The organism is Streptomyces sp. NPDC058308 (genome assembly GCF_042880275.1).
Taxonomy (GTDB): domain Bacteria; phylum Actinomycetota; class Actinomycetes; order Streptomycetales; family Streptomycetaceae; genus Streptomyces.
In genome coordinates this window covers 180,137-201,992 of record NZ_JBHVZA010000016.1, presented here as the reverse complement: position 1 = coordinate 201,992, position 21,856 = coordinate 180,137, and the positions used below count along the sequence as shown (strand labels likewise).

At 70.8% G+C, this 21,856-nt stretch carries 23 protein-coding genes and 3 pseudogenes; 11 read left to right on the top strand and 15 right to left on the bottom strand.

Annotation, left to right across the window (positions count from 1 at the left end; all coding sequences use genetic code 11):
* Nucleotides 1-190 precede the first annotated feature (190 nt).
* The 4 genes and pseudogenes from ACFVYL_RS22870 to ACFVYL_RS22855 all read left to right on the top strand — a co-directional run.
* Entirely contained in the window at nucleotides 191-727 is a 537-nt protein-coding gene (locus ACFVYL_RS22870; protein WP_389719001.1) for a DUF4232 domain-containing protein, read from the top strand.
* Nucleotides 728-1,053: 326 nt separating this feature from the next.
* On the top strand, nucleotides 1,054-1,359 hold the full coding sequence (locus tag ACFVYL_RS22865) for a DUF4158 domain-containing protein (RefSeq protein WP_389718999.1): 306 nt from the start codon (nucleotides 1,054-1,056) through the stop codon (nucleotides 1,357-1,359).
* 488 nt (nucleotides 1,360-1,847) lie between these two features.
* Nucleotides 1,848-3,215: a CoA transferase gene (locus tag ACFVYL_RS22860; RefSeq protein WP_389718997.1), complete on the top strand. Its 1,368-nt coding sequence runs from the start codon at nucleotides 1,848-1,850 to the stop codon at nucleotides 3,213-3,215.
* A gap of 18 nt (nucleotides 3,216-3,233) precedes the next feature.
* Nucleotides 3,234-3,413, top strand: a pseudogene (locus ACFVYL_RS22855) (hypothetical protein); the annotation flags it as partial.
* Here the strand turns inward: ACFVYL_RS22855 and ACFVYL_RS22850 are convergent.
* Nucleotides 3,414-3,773 (bottom strand): transposase, encoded by a 360-nt coding sequence (locus ACFVYL_RS22850; RefSeq protein WP_389718996.1) that lies wholly within the window; start codon nucleotides 3,771-3,773, stop codon nucleotides 3,414-3,416.
* A gap of 137 nt (nucleotides 3,774-3,910) precedes the next feature.
* Here ACFVYL_RS22850 and ACFVYL_RS22845 point away from each other — a divergent pair, with 137 nt between their 5' ends.
* Nucleotides 3,911-4,219, top strand: a complete 309-nt coding sequence (locus tag ACFVYL_RS22845) for an immunity 53 family protein (protein ID WP_389718995.1) — start codon at nucleotides 3,911-3,913, stop codon at nucleotides 4,217-4,219.
* A 226-nt stretch (nucleotides 4,220-4,445) separates the two neighbouring features.
* Here ACFVYL_RS22845 and ACFVYL_RS22840 read toward each other — a convergent pair whose 3' ends face one another.
* Nucleotides 4,446-5,105: a restriction endonuclease gene (locus tag ACFVYL_RS22840; protein ID WP_389718993.1), complete on the bottom strand. Its 660-nt coding sequence runs from the start codon at nucleotides 5,103-5,105 to the stop codon at nucleotides 4,446-4,448.
* A 124-nt stretch (nucleotides 5,106-5,229) separates the two neighbouring features.
* Nucleotides 5,230-5,508: a hypothetical protein gene (locus tag ACFVYL_RS22835; protein WP_389718992.1), complete on the bottom strand. Its 279-nt coding sequence runs from the start codon at nucleotides 5,506-5,508 to the stop codon at nucleotides 5,230-5,232.
* A 302-nt stretch (nucleotides 5,509-5,810) separates the two neighbouring features.
* Between ACFVYL_RS22835 and ACFVYL_RS22830 the strand changes: the two genes are divergently transcribed.
* The gene (locus ACFVYL_RS22830; protein ID WP_389718990.1) at nucleotides 5,811-6,008 is read left to right on the top strand and encodes a toxin-antitoxin system HicB family antitoxin; all 198 of its coding nucleotides are present in this window, start codon (nucleotides 5,811-5,813) and stop codon (nucleotides 6,006-6,008) included.
* Nucleotides 6,005-6,313: a hypothetical protein gene (locus tag ACFVYL_RS22825; protein ID WP_389718988.1), complete on the top strand. Its 309-nt coding sequence runs from the start codon at nucleotides 6,005-6,007 to the stop codon at nucleotides 6,311-6,313. The genes ACFVYL_RS22830 and ACFVYL_RS22825 overlap by 4 nt, the downstream gene beginning before the upstream one ends.
* A 511-nt stretch (nucleotides 6,314-6,824) precedes the next feature.
* On the opposite strand, the gene ACFVYL_RS22820 is transcribed toward ACFVYL_RS22825, so the two are convergent.
* From ACFVYL_RS22820 to ACFVYL_RS22810, 3 genes and pseudogenes are all read right to left on the bottom strand, one after another.
* Nucleotides 6,825-6,965 carry a hypothetical protein gene (locus ACFVYL_RS22820; RefSeq protein ID WP_389718986.1) on the bottom strand — a complete coding sequence of 47 codons (141 nt, stop codon included), beginning with the start codon at nucleotides 6,963-6,965 and terminating at the stop codon, nucleotides 6,825-6,827.
* Between the two features lie 354 nt (nucleotides 6,966-7,319).
* A pseudogene (gene nadC / locus ACFVYL_RS22815) lies at nucleotides 7,320-8,237 on the bottom strand (carboxylating nicotinate-nucleotide diphosphorylase); the annotation flags it as partial.
* Between the two features lie 243 nt (nucleotides 8,238-8,480).
* A pseudogene (locus ACFVYL_RS22810) lies at nucleotides 8,481-8,642 on the bottom strand (carboxymuconolactone decarboxylase family protein); the annotation flags it as partial.
* Nucleotides 8,643-8,971: 329 nt separating this feature from the next.
* On the opposite strand from ACFVYL_RS22810, the gene ACFVYL_RS22805 reads away from it, so the two are divergent.
* Nucleotides 8,972-9,268, top strand: coding sequence for a winged helix-turn-helix transcriptional regulator (locus ACFVYL_RS22805; protein ID WP_389718984.1), 297 nt, complete (start codon nucleotides 8,972-8,974; stop codon nucleotides 9,266-9,268).
* A 58-nt stretch (nucleotides 9,269-9,326) separates the two neighbouring features.
* On the opposite strand, the gene ACFVYL_RS22800 is transcribed toward ACFVYL_RS22805, so the two are convergent.
* The 3 genes from ACFVYL_RS22800 to ACFVYL_RS22790 all read right to left on the bottom strand — a co-directional run bounded on the left by ACFVYL_RS22800 (nucleotide 9,327) and on the right by ACFVYL_RS22790 (nucleotide 10,116).
* Nucleotides 9,327-9,575: a Tn3 family transposase gene (locus ACFVYL_RS22800; RefSeq protein WP_389718982.1), complete on the bottom strand. Its 249-nt coding sequence runs from the start codon at nucleotides 9,573-9,575 to the stop codon at nucleotides 9,327-9,329.
* On the bottom strand, nucleotides 9,572-9,913 hold the full coding sequence (locus ACFVYL_RS22795) for a hypothetical protein (protein ID WP_389718980.1): 342 nt from the start codon (nucleotides 9,911-9,913) through the stop codon (nucleotides 9,572-9,574). The genes ACFVYL_RS22800 and ACFVYL_RS22795 overlap by 4 nt, the downstream gene beginning before the upstream one ends.
* A 65-nt stretch (nucleotides 9,914-9,978) precedes the next feature.
* Nucleotides 9,979-10,116 carry a hypothetical protein gene (locus ACFVYL_RS22790; protein WP_389718978.1) on the bottom strand — a complete coding sequence of 46 codons (138 nt, stop codon included), beginning with the start codon at nucleotides 10,114-10,116 and terminating at the stop codon, nucleotides 9,979-9,981.
* 443 nt (nucleotides 10,117-10,559) lie between these two features.
* Between ACFVYL_RS22790 and ACFVYL_RS22785 the strand changes: the two genes are divergently transcribed.
* Complete coding sequence (locus tag ACFVYL_RS22785; protein ID WP_389719018.1) at nucleotides 10,560-12,512, top strand: NPCBM/NEW2 domain-containing protein; 1,953 nt, start codon at nucleotides 10,560-10,562, stop codon at nucleotides 12,510-12,512.
* A gap of 105 nt (nucleotides 12,513-12,617) precedes the next feature.
* Here the strand turns inward: ACFVYL_RS22785 and ACFVYL_RS22780 are convergent, their stop codons facing one another.
* Complete coding sequence (locus tag ACFVYL_RS22780; RefSeq protein WP_389718976.1) at nucleotides 12,618-13,586, bottom strand: ROK family protein; 969 nt, start codon at nucleotides 13,584-13,586, stop codon at nucleotides 12,618-12,620.
* 271 nt (nucleotides 13,587-13,857) lie between these two features.
* On the opposite strand from ACFVYL_RS22780, the gene ACFVYL_RS22775 reads away from it, so the two are divergent.
* A complete protein-coding gene (locus ACFVYL_RS22775) occupies nucleotides 13,858-14,844 on the top strand; it encodes a LacI family DNA-binding transcriptional regulator (protein WP_389719016.1) in 987 nt (328 codons plus the stop codon).
* A gap of 146 nt (nucleotides 14,845-14,990) precedes the next feature.
* Here ACFVYL_RS22775 and ACFVYL_RS22770 read toward each other — a convergent pair whose 3' ends face one another.
* The 3 genes from ACFVYL_RS22770 to ACFVYL_RS22760 form a co-directional block, all read right to left on the bottom strand.
* The gene (locus tag ACFVYL_RS22770) at nucleotides 14,991-15,473 is read right to left on the bottom strand and encodes a hypothetical protein (protein WP_389718974.1); all 483 of its coding nucleotides are present in this window, start codon (nucleotides 15,471-15,473) and stop codon (nucleotides 14,991-14,993) included.
* Nucleotides 15,467-17,221, bottom strand: coding sequence for a protein kinase (locus ACFVYL_RS22765; protein WP_389718972.1), 1,755 nt, complete (start codon nucleotides 17,219-17,221; stop codon nucleotides 15,467-15,469). Before ACFVYL_RS22765 ends, ACFVYL_RS22770 begins: the two co-directional genes overlap by 7 nt.
* Before the next feature lie 74 nt (nucleotides 17,222-17,295).
* Nucleotides 17,296-18,588, bottom strand: a complete 1,293-nt coding sequence (locus ACFVYL_RS22760; protein WP_389718970.1) for a DUF6986 family protein — start codon at nucleotides 18,586-18,588, stop codon at nucleotides 17,296-17,298.
* Nucleotides 18,589-18,833: 245 nt separating this feature from the next.
* On the opposite strand from ACFVYL_RS22760, the gene ACFVYL_RS22755 reads away from it, so the two are divergent.
* On the top strand, nucleotides 18,834-19,730 hold the full coding sequence (locus tag ACFVYL_RS22755; protein ID WP_389718969.1) for an endonuclease/exonuclease/phosphatase family protein: 897 nt from the start codon (nucleotides 18,834-18,836) through the stop codon (nucleotides 19,728-19,730).
* Between the two features lie 60 nt (nucleotides 19,731-19,790).
* On the opposite strand, the gene ACFVYL_RS22750 is transcribed toward ACFVYL_RS22755, so the two are convergent.
* Both ACFVYL_RS22750 and ACFVYL_RS22745 read right to left on the bottom strand, forming a co-directional pair.
* On the bottom strand, nucleotides 19,791-20,753 hold the full coding sequence (locus ACFVYL_RS22750; protein ID WP_389718967.1) for an electron transfer flavoprotein subunit alpha/FixB family protein: 963 nt from the start codon (nucleotides 20,751-20,753) through the stop codon (nucleotides 19,791-19,793).
* 99 nt (nucleotides 20,754-20,852) lie between these two features.
* Complete coding sequence (locus ACFVYL_RS22745; RefSeq protein WP_389718965.1) at nucleotides 20,853-21,638, bottom strand: electron transfer flavoprotein subunit beta/FixA family protein; 786 nt, start codon at nucleotides 21,636-21,638, stop codon at nucleotides 20,853-20,855.
* Between the last annotated feature and the right edge of the window lie 218 nt (nucleotides 21,639-21,856).

The window sequence follows — 21,856 nt, the reverse complement described above, 5'->3', positions numbered from 1 at the left end:
ACGGTTCGGCGTTCCAGCCGCATGTTCCAGGACGACGACGTTTGCGCTGGTCAGGGGCCATTCCCGCGTTCCAGCGTTCCGTAATGCCGGTCATGGCTGGTGGGTGGGACGGATTGCGGCACACGCTCTGGTCAGCCCGAGCAGTCCGCCGGGCGATACCGGATTTCTCTCCCCACCCCTGGAGTTCCCGATGCGTTCGCGTCTTGCCAGCCGCTCCACCCGCCTCCTCGTCACCGCCGTCGCCGCGACCGCCCTCACCGCCGCCGGCACCGCCACCGCGCTCGCCATCGGCGGTGGGCAGGGCGACAGCCGCGCCGTCGGGCAGACCTGCGGAACCAACGACCTCACCTTCGAGCTGACGGAGGAGTCCCAGGCAGGTGGCTACTTCCTCATCACCGCCAAGGCCAAGCCCGGCATCACTTGCTACTTGGAGGGCACCATCCCCTCCGCCGGCTTCGGCTCCTCCGCCGACACCCAGGTGCCCCCCGCCGAGCAGGCCGTTACCGACAGCATCAAGCTGTCCGGATCCACCGCCGCCTACGCGGGGATCAACCCCAAGACCACCAACGGCGACTACGGCACCGAGCTCAGGCGGCTCGTCCTCGCCATCGCCGGCGACGAGGACAGCACCGTCACCCTCCGCCTCCCCAGCCCCACCCTGATCGACAAGCCCATCTCCACCAACTGGCACGCCGACCCGGCCGACGCGGTCCCCTTCAGTAGCTGATCGCCCCGGACAGGGCACGTGAGGCGTGACATCGACACGTCACGCCGAGGCCCCCTCCCCCGGCTCGGACCCATCAGCACGATGGCGTCCGGGCTGGAAGTGGAACGGCTGCTGGGAGTCGGCGCCACTCTTGTCGCCGATCACCGGAGGCCCGACGGCTCTGGTTGAGCAGCCCTTGCCGACCCCGACAGGGGTCCAGCCAAGGTGAGGCCAACCAAAAGCCACAACGGCGGATTCGGAGTGGCCTGAGCCCGTGAAGGCCGTCACCTGTTCAGCGCAAGGCCATTGGTGTGACGACGGCTTGTGGCATCTGGATGGGGTGGGGAGTGACCTCGACCGAGCGGACGGCGTATCCGCGGTTCAAGCGGCTGATCACCGCGCGTGTGCTGCATCTGTTCTTCTCGCCGAGGCGGGAGGAGGCCGAGTGGGCGGCGGGTCGTACGCAGTCAGTTGGGCACCGGCTCGCGTTGTTGTTGATGCTGAAGTCGTACCAGCGCATGGGATGTTTCCCGAAGCTGGCGGAGATCCCAGACATGGTGGTGGCCTTCGTGCGCCGCGGGGTGGAGCTGCCGGAGGGGCGCTGCCGGTGTACTCCTCGCAGCGGTCGGCTCGACGTCTCCTTCGCCACCTAGAATTGACAGAAGGCATCCGGGACAGGAACCGACCCGGATCGTTCGTCCGCAAGCACTTCGAGGCGATGGTGTTCTGCTATCTCGCCGAGGAGCTGCGGACGGGCGACGTCGCGGTGATCGGCTCCGAGGAGTACGCCGACTGGAGCGAGCAGTCGCTGCCCCGGCCGACAGTGGAGGCCAAGCTGTCCGCCTACCTGGTCGAGGTCGGCCTGCGCGAAGCCGGCGACGACAGCCCCTTCGACGCAGCCGCCTTCAGAGCTCAGTTGCAGGACAAGCTCACTGCGGCCGCAGCGGCGGATACCGGCTACCCGCGGCGGCGAATACCGACTACCCGGACAACGAGGACCTGTTCATCGATGCGGCCACCCGCATGCTGTCCAACCCGCTGTTCTCCACCCGTACCCCCTCGGCCAGTTGGTCTCAGCGAAGAAATGACTGCGCGGGTCAGAGCCGAGCGAGGCGTCATCCTGGTGTCGCACAATGAGCGGATGACGTATACCGAGGATGCGGCCACCGCACACGCCTGGGCGGCCCTGGGGGGCCGGAGCCAACTGGTTCAGAGCGTGTCCTTCGAGGGGGCGGGTGCCGTCCTGCCGTCGCGTCTGCCGGTGCGGGAACTGGCGCGGGCCAGCGTCGGAGTTTCCTCGCTGGCGGCGGCGGAACTGCTGGCGCTGCGCAACCGCGTGCCGGTGCCCGCAGTGCGGGTGAACGAGGCGGCGGTGGCCACCGCGTTCGTCAGTGAACGCCACCTGCGAATCGACGGCCGGGCCCCGACGTCTTTCGCCCCGCTGTCCGGGTTCTGGCAGGCCGCCGACGGCTGGGTTCGCACCCACGCCAACTACCCGCACCACCGAGCCCGGCTGCTCAGCTCCCTGGGTATCGCGGACACAGGAGGGGACCAGGCGCTGGTGGGTGTGCTCTCGAAGGAGTTGGCATCGCGTCCGGCCGGGGAGGTCCAGGAGACCGTCTACGCGGCGGGCGGCCTGGCCGTGGCCGTGGCTTCCGCACCCGCTGCGGCCGGGCCCGCCCTGGTCGAGACGCGGCACGTGGGTCAGAGCAGCCGTCGGCCGCTGGCGCCCGCATCCATGCCGGTCCAGGACGTGCGGGTCCTGGACCTGACCCGCGTCATCGCCGGCCCCGTCGCCACACGCACACTGGCGCTGCTGGGCGCCGACGTGCTGCGCGTGGACGCCCCCCAGCTCCCCGAGGACGCAGATGCTCACGCCGACACCGGCGTGGGCAAACGCTCCACGTTGCTGGACCTCAGCAGCCCTGGCGACCGGCACGTCTTCGAGGACCTTCTCAGCCAGGCAGACGTCGTGGTGACCGGCTACCGCCCCGGTGCCCTGGACCGGCACGGACTGACCCCTGACGTGCTCATGGACCGGTACCCCGGCCTCATCGTGGCCCAATTGTGCGCCTGGGATTGGTCCGGCCCCTGGGCCGAGCGTCGCGGCTTCGACAGCCTGGTCCAAGCCGGTACCGGTATCGCCGCGATCGAGGCCACGGCCGACGGCCGCCCCGGTGTACTGCCCGCACAGGCGCTGGACCACGGAACCGGGTACCTGCTCGCCGCCGCCGTCCTCCGTGCACTGAGCGACCGCCAGGCCACCGGCGCCGGGCGTCATCTTCGCCTCTCCCTGGCAGGCACAGCGTCCTGGCTGCTGCACGACATCCGCCCCACCCCCGCGCAGGGCGAAGCCGACACCTACGATTCCGGTGCCTGGCTCACCGAGACCGAATCGCCCTACGGACTGCTGCGTCATGCCCTGCCCCCGGTCCACTACAACGGCGCACCCGTCAACTGGAACCACGCACCGCGCCAATGGGGCACCGATCTTCCGAACTGGGCTTAAAAACGCGGTTACGCCAGGGTCTCCACCGGCGGGCAGAACTCGACCGCCAGCTCGACGCGCTCAACGCGGCGGGCTCAATGCGGCGGGCTCAACGCGGCGGGCTACCGCCGGATCTTCGCGGACAAGAAGTCCGGCGAGAACGCGCTCCGCCCCGAGCTCGTGCCTGTTCCTAAACCTCTCCGGCCCGGGCCTCGGTAGCTAGTGCTGTGACCGCATAGGTTCACCGGTTTGCAGGTCATGCTGCGACGGCGAGGGGCGTCCTCCCCCAGCGCATGCCCTCCTCGCTGCGTATTCGGGCGCGTTCTCGTCGTTGGGCTGTGAGGGCGTCGGGGTGGCGGGTGTTGGTGTTGCGCCAGCGTAGATATGCCTGCAGTGCGCGCGTAGAACCGTGTGGTTCGGGTGGTGGGAGTTGGCCAAGGTGAACTGTCGTAGGGGCCCGAAGTGGGCCTCGATCGGGTTCGCCCAGGAGGCGTTGGTCGGGGTGAAACTCAGCTCAACACGGTTTTTCTTCGCCCAGGCCCGGATCTTGGCGCCTTTGTGGGCGGACAGGTTGTCCATGATCACGTAGATGGGGGCGCCATCGGGCCGGGCAGCGCGGATCGACGTACTCGCACCGGTTCCGCCATCGCTTCTCCCCCGCAGGACGGACCAGTCACGCCCGAACCCGGCGCGCGACTCGCCTGGCTTCTCCTGCCATGAGCGATTCGGAGCCCCTTCTCGACTGGCTGCAGAACTGGTACACGCAGCAGTGCGACGGCGACTGGGAGCACGAGTGGGGCGTGAAGATTGCCACGCTCGACAATCCCGGCTGGACCATCGAGATCGATTTGGAGGAGACGGACCTGGAAGGACGCGACTACAACCTCCAGGAGGTCAACCGCGGCGCGCAGGGCTGGGTCCGCACCTGGATAGCTGAGAAGACCTTCCACGCCGCGTGCGGTCCCGGAAACGTCACCGAGGCCCTCATCCTGTTCCGAACCTGGGCAACAACAACCGCCTCCTGAGCGGGTGCAGGGCCGGAGATACCCAAACCGGTGAACCTATGCGGTCAGAGCACTAGCGAGGAAGGGCGGGGCTGCCTGCCTGGTCAAACTCATCTGGCAAACGGTCAAGATCACCTGCCAGAGGTCACCCGCCGCGCTCACCCCGCCAGAACCTCACAGCTCACACGCTCACCGCACCGCTTTTACCTGCGAAAACGCCCTGCGAGACTCACAGGGCAACGGCCGGTCAGGCGGGCGGGCGGCGCGCACCGCCGCCGCTTCCGTTCAGCGGGATCAGGGTCTCCAGGTGGGCGCCCTTGACCCAGGACCCCAGCAGGTCGCGGTGGAGGGCCACGATGTTCTGGCGGACCGCCAGATCGAGGGCGGCCCGGGTGAAGGCGCGGCAAGTGGTGACGTAGAGGGCGACGTCCGCGCCGTGTTCGGGGCGGGCGGTGCCGACGAACTTCTGCATGTCCGGGGAGGAAACGCTGCGCTCGGGGGCGTACTTCTTTGCTTGGATCACGAGTTTGCGGCCGTCGGCGAGGTAGCCGACGACGTCGGCGCCCAGATCTCCGCTCTTGCCGCTGACGACGACCCTGGTGCAGCCGTCGCGTCGGCACAGGTCGGCGACGTACTTCTCGAAGTCCTGCCACGAGAGCGCGTCGACCTCGGCCATCGACAGCTCCCGCGCCTTCGCCTCCTCCTGCGCCCGCCAGGTACGTTCGCCGTCGACCGCGTGGCGGTGCGCGCGCACCAGGCCCCATGCGGCAGTGCCCAGCACGGCGGCGGCGAGCACGGTCACCAGGACGGGCCACACGATCGCCCAGTTGCCCGCCACCCACACCGCGGCGGCCATCGCCGCCACAGCGCCCCAGCCCCGTAACTGCCTGCGCGTGCGCTTTCTCATCCGCCGGCGCCGTCGTCGTGCAGCCATCACTCCCCCACTCCCCGCTCCCGTGATCCGCAGTGTGAGAGCCCTGACCGGCCCCGGCAAGAGGGCCTCGCCGCCCGTCCCCGGGACGCTGCCACACTCATCGGTGATCGAACCGGATCGGGTAGGAGACCGTCGGCCGCGGCGCCGGCGCCGGGTCGTCCCACCCCTCGAAGTGCACCGGGTACGTGGCCGTCGACGTCGGGCGGGGCGCAGAGCCCGAACCGTCACCGCCGGCCGATCCGGCCGTCCCGCCGTAACCCACGGCCGCGAGCCCCAGCACGACCAGAATCGACAGATCCCTCTTCGCTCCGGGCGCCCACCGGAAGTACCGGCGCACCTTCGTGCCGCCGCGCTCGTGCTCTTCCACCCAGGGCATTGGCCTGCTCCTTTGTCTCAACTCAAGCGCACCGACGGCGCGTTGAGATGAGAACACCACCCGCCACTGACAAGCCGTCACGATCAGACGGCCGACAGCAGCGCAATTCCAGACACCGACGGCAGCCCCGCGCCGACGACGCGGGGCAGCGACCAGGCGATTCCTGTGCCACGACGACGAGGAACCAGCCGAACCTGGATCTGGAGGACCGCAGCCGGGGCGGAGGTGCGGCGATGCCTGATGCCCGGCGGCCATTCCGCCACCACCTGACGCCACCACATTTCGGTGTCTATTCTGGTGTCATGTCGATTACCACGATGACGCTCCGTGTCCCCGAAGAACTGGCCCCCTCGATCAAGCAGGCCGCGAAGGCCGCCGGGCTGAGCGTGAACGCGTACGTCGTCCGTGCCGCCCGCCGCGCCGCGACCCTGGACGCCGCGCAGCAGCTCGCCGCGCTCGGCCTGGGCCAGGACCTCGCGGGCGAGGGCGACGCTCTGTGACTTCGGATATCAAGCGCGGGGAGATCTGGTCCCTGCCCGACGGGCGCGACGTCCTGGTCGTCTCCCTCACCGGCCTCGACGAGGCGTACGGCGCCGTCCTCGCCATCGTGCTGCACCCGCCCGGCCGCTACCCCGACACCGCGATGTCCGTCGTCATGGACACCCCGCTCGCCTGCACGGCCGTCGCGGTCAACCTGCAGCTGCTGCGCACCACGCGCTTCACCGACGCCACCCGACGCGGCGACGTCGACCCGTCCGTGATGCCCCGCGTCGACCAGGCACTCCGCGCCGTCCTCGACCTCTGATCCGCCGCGTCCACGGCGGCACGGCTCAGCGCGCTCCGGCCCACGGGACGGGCCGGATCCACCAGCGGCGCAGCCGCAGCGGCGGGTGCGTGCACCACGAGGACCGCGGCCGCGGTGTACGAGAGGGAGAGCAGTCCCGCACTCGCCACGACGAACCCGGCCTGGAGCGAGGCCATGATGACGAAGGCGCGGGAATCGCCCCGTTCGATGTGCGCGAGCTCGTGCTCCACGATGTGCGGCAGGCAGGGCCGTCCTTCGGGGAAGAACCACAGGTGCCCGAGTTCGATGTGCTCGCGCGTCTTCGAGCTGCGGATGGATCCCGCCGCGTCCCACGAGCCGAGCCGGCCCCCGGACACCGCCGGAGCGATCCGCTCCATGCCGTGCTCGGCCTGCGGGGGCCAGTCACCTGCTCACGGGTGGGCTCCTCGAGGACGAGCTCCGGGGCGTCGATGACGACCGCACCCTCCGGCCGTTCCCGCTGATCGGCAGAACTGACTGGCTCCGCCGCGTGCTACTGCCCTGCCCGGACGGGGAGCTCACCGGCGGGACCGTGCGGGGTGCCGAAGTCGTCGTCGGTGAGGTATCCGAGGCGCGGTTCGGGGCCGGCTCCTGCTTCGCCCTCGGGGGCCGGCTCCTGCTTCGCCCTCGGCACACCATGACCCGATCTCGGTGTCTGGCTTGGTCCAGATGCCGAGCCATCGTGGTCCGAAGACCGGCGTACCCGGGCCGTGCGGTTCGGGGGCCTCCCGGAAGGACTCCGGCACGGGCGCGGTGCAGCCGGTCTGGAGCTGGCGAATCTCTTCTTCGAGTACGGGGCGCACTGCGGCATGCAGCGCATCCAGCGCCGCAAGGACACGCTGCTCCGTGGCCTGCCGCTCCGAGACCGGGGTCCGGTGCCAGGCACAAACCAGGACACGCTCCTGAACACTCCCAAGGAAGACGGCCTGTTCAACGGGAGGCGCTACTGGAGGAGGACCAGGAGGTCGATGGTGAGCAGCCTCCGCCTCTACGCTTCCCTCTGCGCTGTCGGCGCTTCCGCGCGCAGGTCGAGGCCGATGTCCAGGATCGGGGCGGAGTGCGTGAGGGCCCCGACGGACAGGAAGTTCACGCCCGTTTCGGCGTACGCGCGGGCGGTGGCCAGGGTGAGCCGCCCGGAGGACTCCAGGAGGGCCTGGCCGGCGACGACGGCGACCGCCTCGGCGGTCTCGTCGGGCGTGAAGTTGTCCAGCAGGATCAGCTCCGCACCCGCGGCCAGCGCCTCCCGCACCTGGGGCAGGGTGTCGACCTCGACCTCGACCGGCACGTCCGGGAACTCCGCGCGGACCAGCGCGAACGCCCGGGCGACGCCACCGGCCGCGATCACGTGGTTGTCCTTGACCAGGGCGGCGTCCGAGAGCGACATCCGGTAGTTGACGCCGCCGCCGCAGCGCACCGCGTACTTCTCCAGCGACCGCAGCCCCGGCGTGGTCTTGCGGGTGTCGCGCACCTGCGCCCTGGTGCCCTCGATCGCCAGCACCCACCTGTTGGTCGCGGTAGCGATGCCGGACAGCCGGCACAGCAGGTTCAACGCGCTGCGCTCGGCGGTCAGCAGGTCCCGGGTGCGGGCGGTGACCGTGAGCAGCCGCTGGCCGGCGGCCACCGACTCGCCATCGGCCACGTGCCGCTCGACCGCGAAGTCGTCGCCGCACACCACCGACAGGACCGCCTCGGCCACCGGTAGCCCGGCCACCACACCGGCCTCGCGGGCGGTGAAGTCGCCCGTCGCGCGGGCGTCCTCGGGCACGGTGGCCACCGTGGTCACGTCGGCGCCCTGGTCGAGGTCCTCCTCGATGGCCAGGTGCGCGACGTCCTGGACCACCACGGGATCCAGCCCGGCAGCGGCCAGCAGCTCGGCCAGCTCAGGGTCCAGGCCGCGCTTCAGCGGCCTCATCGGTTGGTCCCGGTCGTGATGGGGGAGGAAGTCGGCGAAGCGAGGCGCGCCGGGCTCGTGCGGCACGCGCGCGCCGCGCGCGGCGAAGCTGACGGCGTGGTACCACCCGCACAGCAGAAGCAGATCGAGCAGCTGGAGCTCATCGAAGACCGACACGAGCCGTGTCCACAGCGCGTCATCGATGTCGGAACGCTCGTGCAGCGCATCGACAGCGAGGATGAGCAGCCGTTCCCTCTCGGACGTCCAGCACGCGTCAGCGGGGCCGCCGTGCACCAGGGATGCCGCCTGCTCGCGGGTGAGTCCGACCCGCTCGGCGAACGTCATCATGTGCACGCCCCACTCGTACTCGCAGCCGCACAGCGCGCACGTCCGGTCGATGACGATCTCGCGTTCCCGCATGGTCAGGGTCAGCTGTCTGCCCAACTCGTAGCGGCCCCACCCGTGCATGGCGTCGGCCATGGGGATGTTTCTGGCGAACATCCGGAACAGCCCGATCGGCGGGGCCTCCCCGGGCATCATGCGCGCGAGCAGTGCGCCGGCCTGGTCGGTGTACGGCGGGTCCAGCAGGGCTATCCGCGGCATCGGCTTCTCCCGTCGAGTTCGTTTCTAAATCAGAAACACCGAGTGGATGCTAGTGTTTCGAATAACGAAACGCAAGGACTAGGAGGGGTATGCCGACACCGCACCCAGGAACACCGGTTCGTGGATCGACGACCGGCCGTCCCCTCATGGCCGCGATGGACCTGTTCGGCCGTCGGTGGGCGCTGCGAATTCTCTGGGAACTGCGTGAGGGCCCGCTCGGCGCCCGCGCGCTGCTGGCACGGTGCGAAGGGCTGTCGTCCAGCGTCCTCTACCAGCGGCTCCGTGAACTCACATCGAGCGGGATCATCTCCCCCTCGGCCGATGGCTACGAGCTCACTCGGCTGGGGACAGCACTCGGGCACGCCCTCCATCCGCTCGACGAATGGGCGATCACCTGGGCGCAGGAGCAAGAACACAACGATCAGGAGCCCACGGAGACGTGAAGGTCACGCCCGACCAGGTGGAGCGGTGATCTGACGGCCGCCGACTCGGGACACGGGCTCACGCGGCCTGCGAAAACCCCTCGGTCGCCGGCTCGCCGCCGCGCAGAGGGGTGAAGTCGACGTCCAGCTTCGGGTCGTACGCGTCGGGCTGGATGCCGAGCTCGTGGGTGGAGTGCTCGCCGAACCGGTTGATGTGCTCGGTCAGGTACGGCGAGATGTGGGCCGGGTCCTCCGGTTCGATCGTCCGGCCCTCTTCCAGCAGCTGCCGGACGACCTCCGCGATGTCCAGGGCGTTGTGGAAGATCACTGCGCCACGTCAGGAGAACCTTTTCCGCGTCCTTGTTCCTGGCTTTCTCGGCTATTCAGGAATCCGTCGATCGGCTCCTCCACCGCGTCCTGGCCGTGCTCGGGGTCGATCTCCGGGAATGCGAAGAAGTCGATGTCGTCGCGCTCGTTCTCGGGAAACTGCTGGCCCGGGTGCGGCATTCCGAAGACGGCCATGCCGGTCCGGCGCCGCTTCAGGCCCTGCCCGGCCTCCTCCCAGGTACGGCCGGGGGCGCCTTTCTGGTAGTAAGGCATGGGCTCGCGCCACAGGTCGAAGACCTTCTTGGCCTTGGCGCCGGTCCAGGCTTCCTCGCCCGCCATCAGGTAAGTACTGCATGCGGTATCCGGCGAACCCCCATGAAGACGTCGTCGGGCGTGGCGTGCAGTTAGCGCGTGATGTTCTGCTGGAATTCGTTGTGCTCTGTGGTGTGGACCTCGGCCCTCTTCCCGGTCTTCTTCTTGTACGCGTCGAAGGCGTCCTGGAACGCCTTCTTCGGTACCTCGTCCCAGGAGTTGGAGCCCATGGCGGCAGGACATCCGATGTTCGCCCCCGCCTTCCGGCGTGACGGATCCGCTGAACGATGACTGTGCCGTGTCCCCCTCCTCGGGGTTCAACCAAACACAACCGAACGCGAGGGTTGGATCTCACTCCCCAGGGGCACCGCCGTCAGGGTTCGGCACCGGCGGCCGAACCAGTACCGATCCTCTTCCAACAGAGTCCAACAAGCCCTACCGTAAGCGCGCGTGTGACACGTACATGCAGCCCCCCCATCTTCCGCGAGTACGGAGGAACGTAACGATGCGTCAACTCCCCGCCCGCACCACCCGCCGAAGAGTGGTCGGATCACTGACCGCCGCCTTGCTGTGCGCCGCCGGGCTGGCCACGCCCGCCGCGGCACGTGACACCACCGGCCCGATCGTTACCGCCCCGACCACGACGGGCCGGACCACGACCGACCGGGCCGCCATGGCCCGGAGCACCGCCGGGCGCACCGCCAGCGATCCCGGTGTGCGGCTGCCCGACGGACTCGCCCTCACCCCGCCCATGGGATTCAACAACTGGAACTCCACCCATTGCAGAGCCGAATTCGACGAAGCGATGGTCAAGGGGATCGCCGACCTCTTCGTCGAGAAGGGTCTCAAGGACGCCGGGTACCAGTACGTCAATCTCGACGACTGCTGGGCACTTCCGCAGCGTGACACGAGCGGCAAGTTGGTGCCCGACCCCGCGCGATTCCCCAACGGCATCAAGGCCGTTGCCGACTATGTGCACTCCAAGGGACTCAAGCTCGGCATCTACACCAGCGCGGGCACCAAGACCTGCAACTCCGCCGGATTCCCCGGCGCGCTCGGCCATGAACGCAGCGACGCGCGGCAGTTCGCCGACTGGGGTGTCGACTACCTCAAGTACGACAACTGCAACAACCAGGGTGTCGACGCGAAGCAGCGGTACATCGCGATGCGCGACGCACTCAAGGAGGCCGCGGAATCCACCGGCAGGCCCATCGTCTACAGCATCTGCGAATGGGGCGAGAACAAGCCCTGGGAGTGGGCCGCGGACGTCGGCCACCTGTGGCGCACCACCGGTGACATCAGCGACAACTGGGGTTCCATGTTGTCGATCATGAAGCAGAATCTGCCGCTCGCGCCGCACGCGGGGCCCGGCCGGTGGAACGACCCGGACATGCTCGAGGTCGGCAACGGCGGCATGACGGACACCGAGTACCGTACGCACTTCTCGATGTGGTCGATCATGGCCGCGCCGCTGCTCATCGGGTCCGACCTGCGCAAGGCCACCCCCGAGACCTTCGAGATCCTCGGCAACGAAGAAGTCATCGCCGTCGACCAGGACCCGCTCGGCAAGCAGGGCGAGGTCGTCTCGTCACAGGGCGGGCGCTGGGTCGTCGCCAAGGAGATGAAGGACGGCAGCCGCGCCGTCGCCCTGTTCAACGAGACCGGCAGCCCGCAGTCCGTCGCGACGACGGCGAAGGCGGTCGGGCTGCCGGAGGCCGACGCGTACACGCTGCGCGACCTGTGGCAGCACGAGAGCTACGACACGGCGGGCCGGATCGTGGCGACCGTCCCGGCCCACGGCACGGTGCTGCTGCGCGTGGCCGCCGACGGACAGGGGTCACATCACCCGCCGGCCGTGGAACTGGGCCTGAAGGGCGGCCTGTTGGTCGAGGCGGGCAAGACCGCGAAGGTCACCTCCGAGGTCACCGACCTGGGCCGGTCCACGGCCCACCAGGTGTCCGTCTCGCTCGGCGCCCCCGCGGGGTGGGCCGTGCGGGCCACCACGCCGAGCACGGCGAGTTCACTGCGGACCGGCCGGACGCTCGCCACGTCCTGGTCGGTCACCGCGCCCGCGGGCACGAAGGCGAGGCCGTACGAGATGACCCTCAAGGCCACCTATCGCTCGCCGCGAGGCACGCGCGTCGAGCAGGTGCTGCCGCTCACCTCGCAGGTGGTCGTCGCGCCGCCCGCGGGCAGTTCGTCGCTGAGCGGCCTGCCCTGGCTCTCGACGACAAACGGCTGGGGGCCCGTGGAGCGCGACACCAGCAACGGTGAGGAGCAGCCGGGCGACGGAAAGCCGATCACCGTCGGCGGGAAGGTGTACGCGAAGGGCCTCGGAGTGCACGCGGAGAGCGCCGTCGAGTACTACACCGGAGCGGCCTGCGAGAAGGTCACCGCGCTGGTCGGCGTCGACGACGAGAAGGGCACGAAGGGCACGGTCGCCTTCGAGATCTGGGCGGACGGCCACAAGGCCGCCTCGACCGGCACGCTCACCAACGCCATGCCCGCCCGGGAGCTGACCGCGGACGTGACGGGTGCCCGGGTCGTACGCCTCGTCGCCACGGACGGCGGCGACGGCATCGACTCGGATCACGGCGACTGGGCGGAGGCGAAGCTGAGCTGCTGAGAGCAGGCTCTGAGAGCCGGCCCGGTGCGCGGAAACCACTGATCCCCGGTCCGCGCGCCGGACGGCGGCCCTCCTCCCAGAGATGGTGGCCCTCCGCCCGGAGAGTCAGCCGCCCACCGTAGACCGCACCCCCACGGCCGCGCTCGGCTCGATGTCGAGCGCGGCCGCCGCCGCTCCGACCAGACCCGCGTCCGTGCCCATCAGCGCGGGCGCCACCGTCAGCCGTTGGACGAAGGAGAGCGTGGCGTAGTCCCGCAGGGCCTTGCGCAGAGGGGTGAAGAGGACGTCGCCCGCCTTCGCCACTCCCCCGCCGATCACCGCGATGTCGATCTCGACGAGCGTGGCCGTGGCGGCGATGCCCGCGGCCAGCGCCTGCGCCGCCCGCTCGAAGGAGGCGAGCGCGACCGGGTTCCCGGCGCGGGCGGCGGCCGCCACCGCTGCCGCGGAGGTGTCGCCGTCGGGGCCCGGGACCCAGCCGTTCTCCACGGCACGGCGTGCGATGTTGGGTCCGCTGGCTATCCGCTCGACGCACCCGCGCGCACCGCACGGGCAGGGGTCGCCGTCGAGGTCCACACTGATGTGGCCGATGTGGCCCGCGTTGCCCGTGGGGCCCGGGTGCAGCTTGCCGCCCAGGACGAGGCCGCCGCCGACGCCCGTCGACACGACCATGCACAGGGCGTTGTCGTGGCCGCGGGCCGCGCCCTGCCAGTGTTCCGCGGCGGTCATCGCCACACCGTCGCCGACCAGGGCGACGGGGCGGCCGCCGGTGGCCGCGCGCACCCGGTCGACGAGCGGGTAGCCGCGCCAGCCGGGGACGTTGACGGGACTGACCGTGCCGGCCGACGCGTCGACGGGGCCCGCGCTGCCGATGCCCACGGCCGTGACCCGGCCCCACGATTCGCCCGCCGTCAGCTCCCCGAGGACCGCCTCGACCGCTCGCATCACCGTATCGCCGTCCTCGCGCGCGGGAGTCGGCCGCTGCGCGTGCAGGAGGATCCGGCCGCGGCCGTCCACCAGGGCTCCGGCGATCTTGGTGCCGCCGATGTCGAGTGCGGCGACGAGGTCCATGTGCATCTGTGTCGGGTCTCCTGGTGTATCGGCAGGCCGGAGAGTGCGAAGGTCAGTCTCCCCTGCATCTGACAACGTTGTCCAGGCCCTATGCTCGACGCCACATGCTCATGGACAGCCCCCGTGAAAGAAGCGTGGACGTCCCATGGGGACCCCGTGGACGACGGCTCCGTGGACGACGGCTCCGTGGACGACTCCGTACGACAGGACAGGACAGCGCACCGTGGCCGAGATCGCCGCCCGACGACCCGAGAACCGTTACGGCAACCGGCCGACCATGAAGGACGTCGCCGCGCGCGCGGGGGTCGGCCTGAAGACCGTGTCGCGCGTCGTGAACGGCGAACCGGGTGTCACGCCCGACACCGAACGCCGCGTCCAGGAGGCCATCGAGGCCCTGGGCTTCCGTCGCAACGACAGCGCGCGCGTGCTGCGCAAGGGCCGCACCGCGAGCATCGGTCTCGTCCTTGAGGACCTCGCCGACCCCTTCTACGGACCGCTGAGCCGCGCCGTCGAAGAGGTCGCCCGGGCGCACGGCGCGCTGCTCATCAACGGGTCGAGCGCCGAGGACCCGGACCGCGAGCAGGAGTTGGTGCTCGCGCTGTGCGCGCGGCGGGTGGACGGGCTTGTGGTGATCCCGGCCGGGGACGACCACCGCTACCTGGAGCCGGAGATCGCCGCCGGTGTCGCCACCGTCTTCGTCGACCGGCCCGCCGGGAAGATCGACGCCGACGTGGTGCTCTCCGACAGCTTCGGAGGCGCGCGGGACGGTGTCGCGCACCTCATCGCCCATGGTCACCGCCGCATCGGCTTCATCGGCGACCAGCCGCGCATCCACACCGCCATAGAGCGGCTGCGCGGCTACCGTGCCGCGATGGAGGACGCGGGCATCCCGGTCGACGAAGAATGGGTCTCGCTCGGCGTCACCGATCCGGAGCGGGTGCGCGCGGCGGCCGAGGAGATGCTGAGCGGCCCCGAACCGGTCACGGCGGTCTTCGCGGGCAACAACCGTGTGACGGTGACGGTCGTCCGCGTCCTGGCCGCGCTCGACCGCCCGGTGGCTCTCGTCGGCTTCGACGACATCGAGCTCGCGGATCTGCTGAGCCCGGGCGTGACCGTCGTCGCGCAGGACGCGGCGCAGCTGGGCAGGACGGCGGCGGAGCGGCTGTTCCGGCAGCTCGACGGCGCCTCGGAAGCCCCGGAGCGGGTGGAGCTGCCGACGCGGCTCATCACGCGCGGGTCGGGTGAGCTGCCGCCGGCGAGCTGAGGTCGGGTCTCGCGGACCGGCGCCTCGGACACCGCGCCTCACCGAGCCTGTGTCATGCCCCGGCCGGATCAGTGGGCGTCGTCCGACGCCTTGCGAGCGTGCGTGCCGGACGGTCGGCCGCCCGGCCGGGGACATGACGCAAGCCCTCAAGGCCAGAAAGCGACCGCGAGACCGATCAGCACGCCGACCGCGATGAGGCCGCCGAAGGCGCCGGCGACCAGGGCTGTCCTCTGCGAGGCGGGTTTCCGCTCGCCCCAGCCCAGCTCCTCGGCCGCGCTCCGGATCAATCGGTGGCCGTCGGCGGAGGAGAAGGAGTGCCGCTCGCTGCCGTCCAGCGAGCGGCTCCACGTGCGGTACCGGACGCGGCCCGTCTCCACCGTGGCGCGCGACGCTCCGTACGGGCCGCGCTCCACGGTGCGTACGACGTCCGTCATGGTGAAGGTCTTCTCTTGCGGGCGCAGTGCGACGCGGTAGGTGTGCAGCCGCGCGCCACGGCCCGCCTGAGGGACGTCCACGTACAGGTCGAACCCCCGCTCCGTCCGCCGCAGCCGGTACAGCGTGCCCGTCGCGGCGGCCTCGACACGGGCGTACAACGCGTCGGTGTCCGGCGTCGGCGTCGGCGTCAGCAAGTCGGCAGGCCGGGCAGCGGCTTGTCGTTGTCGCCGCCCTTGAGGTAGACGTCACTGACGAAGACGCCGGTGTTGCCACTGTCGTCGTCCGTCTTGGCCCACCAGACGTTCGTCCAGCGGCCGTACGTCTCGCGGCGGCCGAGGTTCTGCTGGCAGTAGAAATAGTTGGTGCCCGAGTTCAGCGTGCCCGCCGGGGCGCCGCCCGCCGTGTACGACTTCGCGGTGCGCCACACCTGGCAGTCGTACCTGCCGCCGCCCGCCGGATGACAAGCGGGTGCGGCGCCGTCACCGCCGTCCGACGATCCTCCGGAGCCGCCCGCGGTGGGCTTGCCGGTGGGGTCGGGACGCGAGGGGGACCCGTCACCGCCCTCGCCATCGGAGTCTTTGCCCGGGCGGTGCTTGCGGTTTTTGTCGTCGGCCTTGTCCGCCTTGTCGGCCTTGCCGGTGTCGCCGGACGGCTTCCTGTCCGGCTCGCGGGACTTCTCAGCGCCCTGCCCCGACGGCTCGGGGCGCTTCGACCCGCCGCCGAGGGGGCCGCGGCTGTCGTCGTCCCCGGCCGGGCCCTTGCCTCCTGGCCCCACGTCCTGCCGGGCCTGACTGCCACCGTCCTCCTTGCCGCCGAGGAACGCCACGGTCGCCCCGGTGGCCCCCAGGACGACGGTCACCGCGGCGGCGGCGAGCAGCGCGCGGCCGCGGCGCGGGCGCCGGGCGGTGGAGTGCGTCTCGGCGCGGCTCGCGGGGGCCGCGGGGCCCTGCGGTGTGAGGGAGGGCGGTGTCGCGGAGGGCGGCGGTCCGAAGCCGGGCGGGGGCGTGCTGGGGATGCTGCGCTCGGTGGTCCCGTACGGTCCGGGCGCGGGCTCCCGCGGCGCGGCCCCCACGGCGCTCCCGTGCGCCGTCGCCGCCACGTCGGCGAGCAGCAGCCGCGCCGTTTCCGCGTCGGGGCGCTCCTGCGGGTCCTTGTGCATGAGCTGCCGCAGTACGGGGGTCAGGGGCCCGGAGCGTCGGGGCTCGGGGAGCGGGTCGACGACGATCGCGGTGAGCGTGGACCACGTCGAGGTACGGCGGAAGGGCGAGGAGCCCTCGACCGCGGCGTACAGGGTGGCGCCGAGGGCCCAGACGTCGGAGGCGGGTCCCGGCTCGTGGCCCTGGGCGCGCTCGGGCGCCAAGTAGTCGAGGGAGCCGATCAGTTCGCCGCTGCGGGTGAGGTGGGTGGACGAGCCGTCGCCGGGGTCGTCCATCGTGGCGATGCCGAAGTCGGTGAGGACGACGCGGCCGCCGGATTCCAGGAGGATGTTGCCGGGCTTCACGTCGCGGTGCAGGACGCCCGCGCGGTGCGCGGCGGCCAGGGCCTCCATGACCTTGGCGCCGATACCGGCGGCTTCGCGGGGGTCGAGGGTGCCGCGGTCGCGCAGGACGTCGTCCAGGGAGGGGCCGTCGACAAGCTCCATGACGATGAGCGGCCGTCCGTCGACCTCCGCGACGTCGTGCACGGCGACCACTCCGGGGTGGCGCACGCGGGCGGCCGCGCGGGCCTCACGCTGCATCCGCACCCGCAGGTCGGCGAGTTCGGGGCCCGCCGCGTCCGTGTACGTGCGCAGCTCCTTGACCGCGACCTCGCGGTGCAGCACCTCGTCGACGGCGCGCCACACCACGCCCATGCCGCCGCGCCCCAGCTGAGCCACGACGCGATAGCGCCCGGCGAGGAGTCTGCCGACCCCGTCCGTCTGTTCCTGGTCCCCCGAATGCACCGCTGCCCCGTTCCTGCGAACCACTTTCCGTGGCGTACAGACTACGGGGCAGCAGTGACGGCCGAGATCCGGTGTTACTTGCCCGACCCGGTGAGGTCGCCGCGGCGCGGGCCCGAGAAGCCCTGCAGACGGGCCAGCGTCAGGCCGGTGAGGCGGGTGACCTCGCCCGCGTCGAGGGCGCCGCAGTCCAGGCCGCGCAGCAGGTAGCCGGCGAGGGCCTTGGCGGTGGCGGGCTCGTCGGCCACGGCGCCGCCCTCGTGGTGACCGGCGTAGGCGGCCAGGCGCGCGGCCGCGGCCTCGAAGCCCTCGCGGTAGAACGCGAACACGGCGGCGTAGCGGGTGGGGATGTGGCCGGGGTGCATGTCCCAGCCCTGGTAGTAGGCGCGGGCCAGGGCGCGACGGGTCAGGCCGTAGTGCAGCCGCCAGGCGTCGTGGACCTGCTCGGTGGTGCCGACGGGCAGGACGTTGGTCGAGCCGTCGGAGACGCGGACTCCGGTGCCGGCGGCGGCGACCTGCATGACGGCCTTGGCGTGGTCGGCGGCCGGGTGGTCGCTGGCCTGGTAGGCGGCGCTGACGTGGAGGCAGGCGCTGTAGTCGAAGGTGCCGTAGTGCAGGCCGGTGGCGCGGCCCTCAGCGGCCTGGATCATGCGGGCGACGGCGGCGGTGCCGTCGGTGGCGAGGATGGACTGGCTCGTCTCGATCTGGATCTCGAAGCCGATGCGGCCGCGCTCCAGGCCGCGCGCCTTCTCGAACTCCTCCAGGAGCCGCACCATCGCGCTGACCTGCTCGGGGTACGTCACCTTGGGCAGCGTCAGGACGAGGCCGTCGGGGAGGCCGCCCGCCTCCATGAGGCCGGACAGGAAGATGTCGAGGGTGCGGATGCCGCGGTCGCGTACCGCCTCCTCCATGCACTTCATGCGGATGCCCATGTACGGGGCGGCGGTGCCGTTCTTGTACGCCTCGGCGACGAGGCGGGCCGCGCGGGCGGCGTCCTGGTCCTCGTCGGCGCCCTTGTAGCCGTCCTCGAAGTCGATGCGCAGGTCTTCGATGGGCTCGCGCTCCAGCTTGGTGCGCACGCGCGTGTAGACGGCGTCGGCGAGGTCGTCGGTCAGGCCGAGGACCGCGGCGAAGGAGGCGGCGTCCGGAGCGTGCTCGTCGAGCATCGCGAGCGCCTTGTCGCCCCAGGTGCGGAGCGAGTCGGCGTCGAACTGCTCGCCGGGGACGTACACGGTGTGGACGGGCTGGCGGGTGCCGGGGTCTCCGGGGTAGCGGCGCGCGAGCTCCGCGTCCACGGGGGCGAGGGAAGCGCTGATGCCCTCGCTGACCGCTCCGGCGAGGCTCGTTGCCACCTGCTCTTGCTGACCCATTCCTGCATCCTCCACACGCTCGGCGCCGCGCCCGACATTTCCGCTCCACGGAATCAACAATCCGTATAGCGAAGTTATCCGTGACCTTCGTGCTGGTCAACACCTTCCCGTGTCCTGCATCCGGAGCCGACCGTCCGTGTTCACGCGTGTCCCGGCGCCTCGCGGGCCGCCGACGCGGACAGGGTGTCTCCATCCTCCCCGCGCGCCCCCGGTACCGGCTGCGCGGCCCGAACCCAAGGAGACCTGTGCCGATCGACTCTCCCTTCTCGCGCCGCAGTGGCCTGCGCGCGCTCGCCGCGGGCGCGGCCGTCCCGCTGTTCGGCACGGCGCTGTCGGCGGGCCCCGCGCACGCCGCGCCTGCGCCGGACGCCCGCCTTGAGGTGATGTCGTTCAACCTGCGCTTCGCGAGCAGCAGACCACCGCACCCCTGGACCGAACGCCGCCCGGTGACACGGGAGCTGCTGCTCCGCGCCAAGCCGCACGTGATCGGCTCCCAGGAGGGCCTCTACTACCAGCTGCAGGACATCGAGGCCGATCTCGGCGCCGACTACGACTGGATCGGCACGGGCACCGGGGGCGGCAGCCGCGACGAGTTCATGGCCGTCTTCTACGACACGCGCAGGCTGGCCCCGCTGGAGTACGAGCACTTCTGGCTCTCCGACACCCCGAGCCTCATCGCGTCCAACACCTGGGGCGCCAACTCGCCCCGCATGGCCACCTGGGTCCGTTTCCTCGACCGGATCACCAACACGCAGCTGTACGTCCTCAACACCCACTTCGACCACGTCAGCCAGAACGCCCGCGCGCGTTCGGCGACGCTGCTCGCCGAACGGATCGGCCGCCTCGACGCGTCCCGGCCGATCGTCGTGACGGGCGACTTCAACGCGACGGCCCACAACAACCCCGCGTACGACACCATGCTGGCCGCCGGGCTCGTCGACACCTGGGACGCGGCGAAGGAGCGCAGCAAGGCGTACGGCACGTTCCACGGTTACGGGCCACTCGACCCGGACGGCGGCCGGATCGACTGGATCCTCACCAGGCCCACGGCGCAGGTCCACGCCGCGTCGATGAACACGTTCACACTCGGCGGGCTGTACCCGAGCGACCACCTGCCGATCCAGGCGACGCTGACGCTGTGACGCGCCGAGGCCCTCGCCCCCGCAGCGCGCGGGAGCGAGGGCCTCGCAGGTGCGACGGGCTCAGCCCTTGCGGGACTTGACCTCGTCGGTGAGCGCCGGGACGACCTCGAAGAGGTCGCCGACGACGCCGTAGTCGACCAGGTCGAAGATCGGGGCCTCGGCGTCCTTGTTGATGGCCACGATGGTCTTCGAGGTCTGCATGCCCGCGCGGTGCTGGATCGCGCCGGAGATGCCCGAGGCGATGTACAGCTGCGGGGAGACCGACTTGCCGGTCTGGCCCACCTGGTTGGAGTGCGGGTACCAGCCGGCGTCGACCGCGGCACGCGAGGCGCCGACGGCGGCACCGAGCGAGTCGGCGAGCGCCTCGATGATCGCGAAGTTCTCGGCACCGTTCACGCCGCGGCCGCCGGAGACCACGATCGCGGCCTCGGTCAGGTCGGGGCGGCCCGTCGACTCGCGCGGGGTGCGCGAGACGACCTTGGTGCCGGTGGCCTTCTCGGAGAAGGAGACCGTGAGGGCCTCGACGGTGCCCGCGGCCGGGGCGGCCTCCACGGCGGCCGAGTTCGGCTTGACCGTGATGACCGGGGTGCCCTTGGAGACACGGGACTTGGTGGTGTACGAGGCGGCGAACGCGGACTGCGTGGCCACTGGACCCTCGTCGCCGGCCTCGAGGTCGACGGCGTCGGTGATGATGCCGGAGCCGATGCGGACCGCGAGACGGGCCGCGATCTCCTTGGCCTCGGCGGACGACGGGACGAGCACGGCGGCCGGGGAGACGGCCTCGTACGCGGCCTGCAGCGCGTCCACCTTCGGGACGACGAGGTAGTCGGCGAACTCGGGAGCGTCCGCGGTGAGGACCTTGACCGCGCCGTGCTCGGCGAGCGTGGCGGCGGTGGCCTCGGCGCCGGCGCCGAGGGAGACGGCGACGGGCTCGCCGATGCGGCGGGCCAGGGTCAGCAGCTCCAGGGTGGGCTTGCGGACGGCGCCGTCCACGTGGTCGACGTAGACGAGAACTTCAGCCATGGGACTTCAATCTCCTGCGAGTGCGAAGAATCTGGGGGCGGTTGGCGGGCTCTGCGAGCCTCTGGGCGGGCCCGGGGCGAACTCCGGGCCCACCGGCGGCTAGATGAACTTCTGGCCCGCGAGGTACTCGGCGAGCTGCTTGCCGCCCTCGCCCTCGTCCTTGACGATCGTGCCGGCCGTGCGGGCCGGACGCTCGGTGGCGGAGTCGACCTTGGTCCAGGCGCCCTCGAGGCCGACCTCTTCGGCCTCCAGGTCCAGGTCGCCCAGGTCGAGCGACTCCACCGGCTTCTTCTTGGCGGCCATGATGCCCTTGAACGACGGGTAACGGGCCTCGCCCGACTGGTCCGTCACGGACACGACGGCCGGCAGGGAGGCCTCCAGCTGCTCGCTGGCGGCGTCGCCGTCCCGGCGGCCCTTGACGGTGCCGTCCTCGACGGAGACCTCGGAGAGCAGCGTGACCTGCGGGACGCCGAGGCGCTCGGCGAGGATCGCCGGCAGCACGCCCATGGTGCCGTCGGTCGAGGCCATGCCGGTGATGACCAGGTCGTAGCCGGTCTTCTCGATGGCCTTCGCAAGCACCAGCGAGGTGCCCATCACGTCGGTGCCGTGCAGATCGTCGTCCTCGACGTGGACGGCCTTGTCGGCGCCCATGGAGAGCGCCTTGCGCAGCGCGTCCTTGGCGTCCTCGGGGCCGACGGTCAGCACGGTGATCTCCGCGTCGTCCGCCTCGTCGGCGATCTGCAGCGCCTGCTCGACCGCGTACTCGTCGAGCTCCGACAGGAGGCCGTCGACGTCGTCCCGGTCGACGGTCAGGTCATCGGCGAAGTGCCGGTCGCCGGTGGCGTCGGGCACGTACTTCACACAGACAACGATCCTCAAGCTCACGCCGGGTCTCCTACTGCATCGTCTTTACTGGGCTGCTGCCTAGGCTGATGGCCACTGCCTTCTTGCAGGCAGCATAGGCGCCTGAAGCGGCGGATCCCGGTCGGGGCGGCCCCCGCTCCGACCGAAATATTACTCATGAGTACACCCAGTTCATTCCCCCTGAGCAAGCGCTTTGAACTGTGACCTTCCCAACGCTCCGTAATCGGGCGGGACCCTGC

What these genes read in the sequence shown, in the direction of transcription:
- ACFVYL_RS22845 (WP_389718995.1), top strand. Translation starts at nt 3,911, where the DNA reads ATGAGCGATTCGGAGCCCCTTCTCGACTGGCTGCAGAACTGGTACACG.
- ACFVYL_RS22840 (WP_389718993.1), bottom strand. Translation starts at nt 5,105, where the DNA reads ATGAGAAAGCGCACGCGCAGGCAGTTACGGGGCTGGGGCGCTGTGGCG.
- ACFVYL_RS22780 (WP_389718976.1), bottom strand. Translation starts at nt 13,586, where the DNA reads ATGCACATGGACCTCGTCGCCGCACTCGACATCGGCGGCACCAAGATC.
- ACFVYL_RS22830 (WP_389718990.1), top strand. Translation starts at nt 5,811, where the DNA reads ATGTCGATTACCACGATGACGCTCCGTGTCCCCGAAGAACTGGCCCCC.
- ACFVYL_RS22860 (WP_389718997.1), top strand. Translation starts at nt 1,848, where the DNA reads ATGACGTATACCGAGGATGCGGCCACCGCACACGCCTGGGCGGCCCTG.
- ACFVYL_RS22805 (WP_389718984.1), top strand. Translation starts at nt 8,972, where the DNA reads ATGGCCGCGATGGACCTGTTCGGCCGTCGGTGGGCGCTGCGAATTCTC.
- ACFVYL_RS22750 (WP_389718967.1), bottom strand. Translation starts at nt 20,753, where the DNA reads ATGGCTGAAGTTCTCGTCTACGTCGACCACGTGGACGGCGCCGTCCGC.
- ACFVYL_RS22790 (WP_389718978.1), bottom strand. Translation starts at nt 10,116, where the DNA reads ATGGGCTCCAACTCCTGGGACGAGGTACCGAAGAAGGCGTTCCAGGAC.
- ACFVYL_RS22785 (WP_389719018.1), top strand. Translation starts at nt 10,560, where the DNA reads ATGGCCCGGAGCACCGCCGGGCGCACCGCCAGCGATCCCGGTGTGCGG.
- ACFVYL_RS22835 (WP_389718992.1), bottom strand. Translation starts at nt 5,508, where the DNA reads ATGCCCTGGGTGGAAGAGCACGAGCGCGGCGGCACGAAGGTGCGCCGG.
- ACFVYL_RS22795 (WP_389718980.1), bottom strand. Translation starts at nt 9,913, where the DNA reads ATGGCGGGCGAGGAAGCCTGGACCGGCGCCAAGGCCAAGAAGGTCTTC.
- ACFVYL_RS22850 (WP_389718996.1), bottom strand. Translation starts at nt 3,773, where the DNA reads ATGGACAACCTGTCCGCCCACAAAGGCGCCAAGATCCGGGCCTGGGCG.
- ACFVYL_RS22760 (WP_389718970.1), bottom strand. Translation starts at nt 18,588, where the DNA reads ATGGGTCAGCAAGAGCAGGTGGCAACGAGCCTCGCCGGAGCGGTCAGC.
- ACFVYL_RS22775 (WP_389719016.1), top strand. Translation starts at nt 13,858, where the DNA reads ATGAAGGACGTCGCCGCGCGCGCGGGGGTCGGCCTGAAGACCGTGTCG.
- ACFVYL_RS22870 (WP_389719001.1), top strand. Translation starts at nt 191, where the DNA reads ATGCGTTCGCGTCTTGCCAGCCGCTCCACCCGCCTCCTCGTCACCGCC.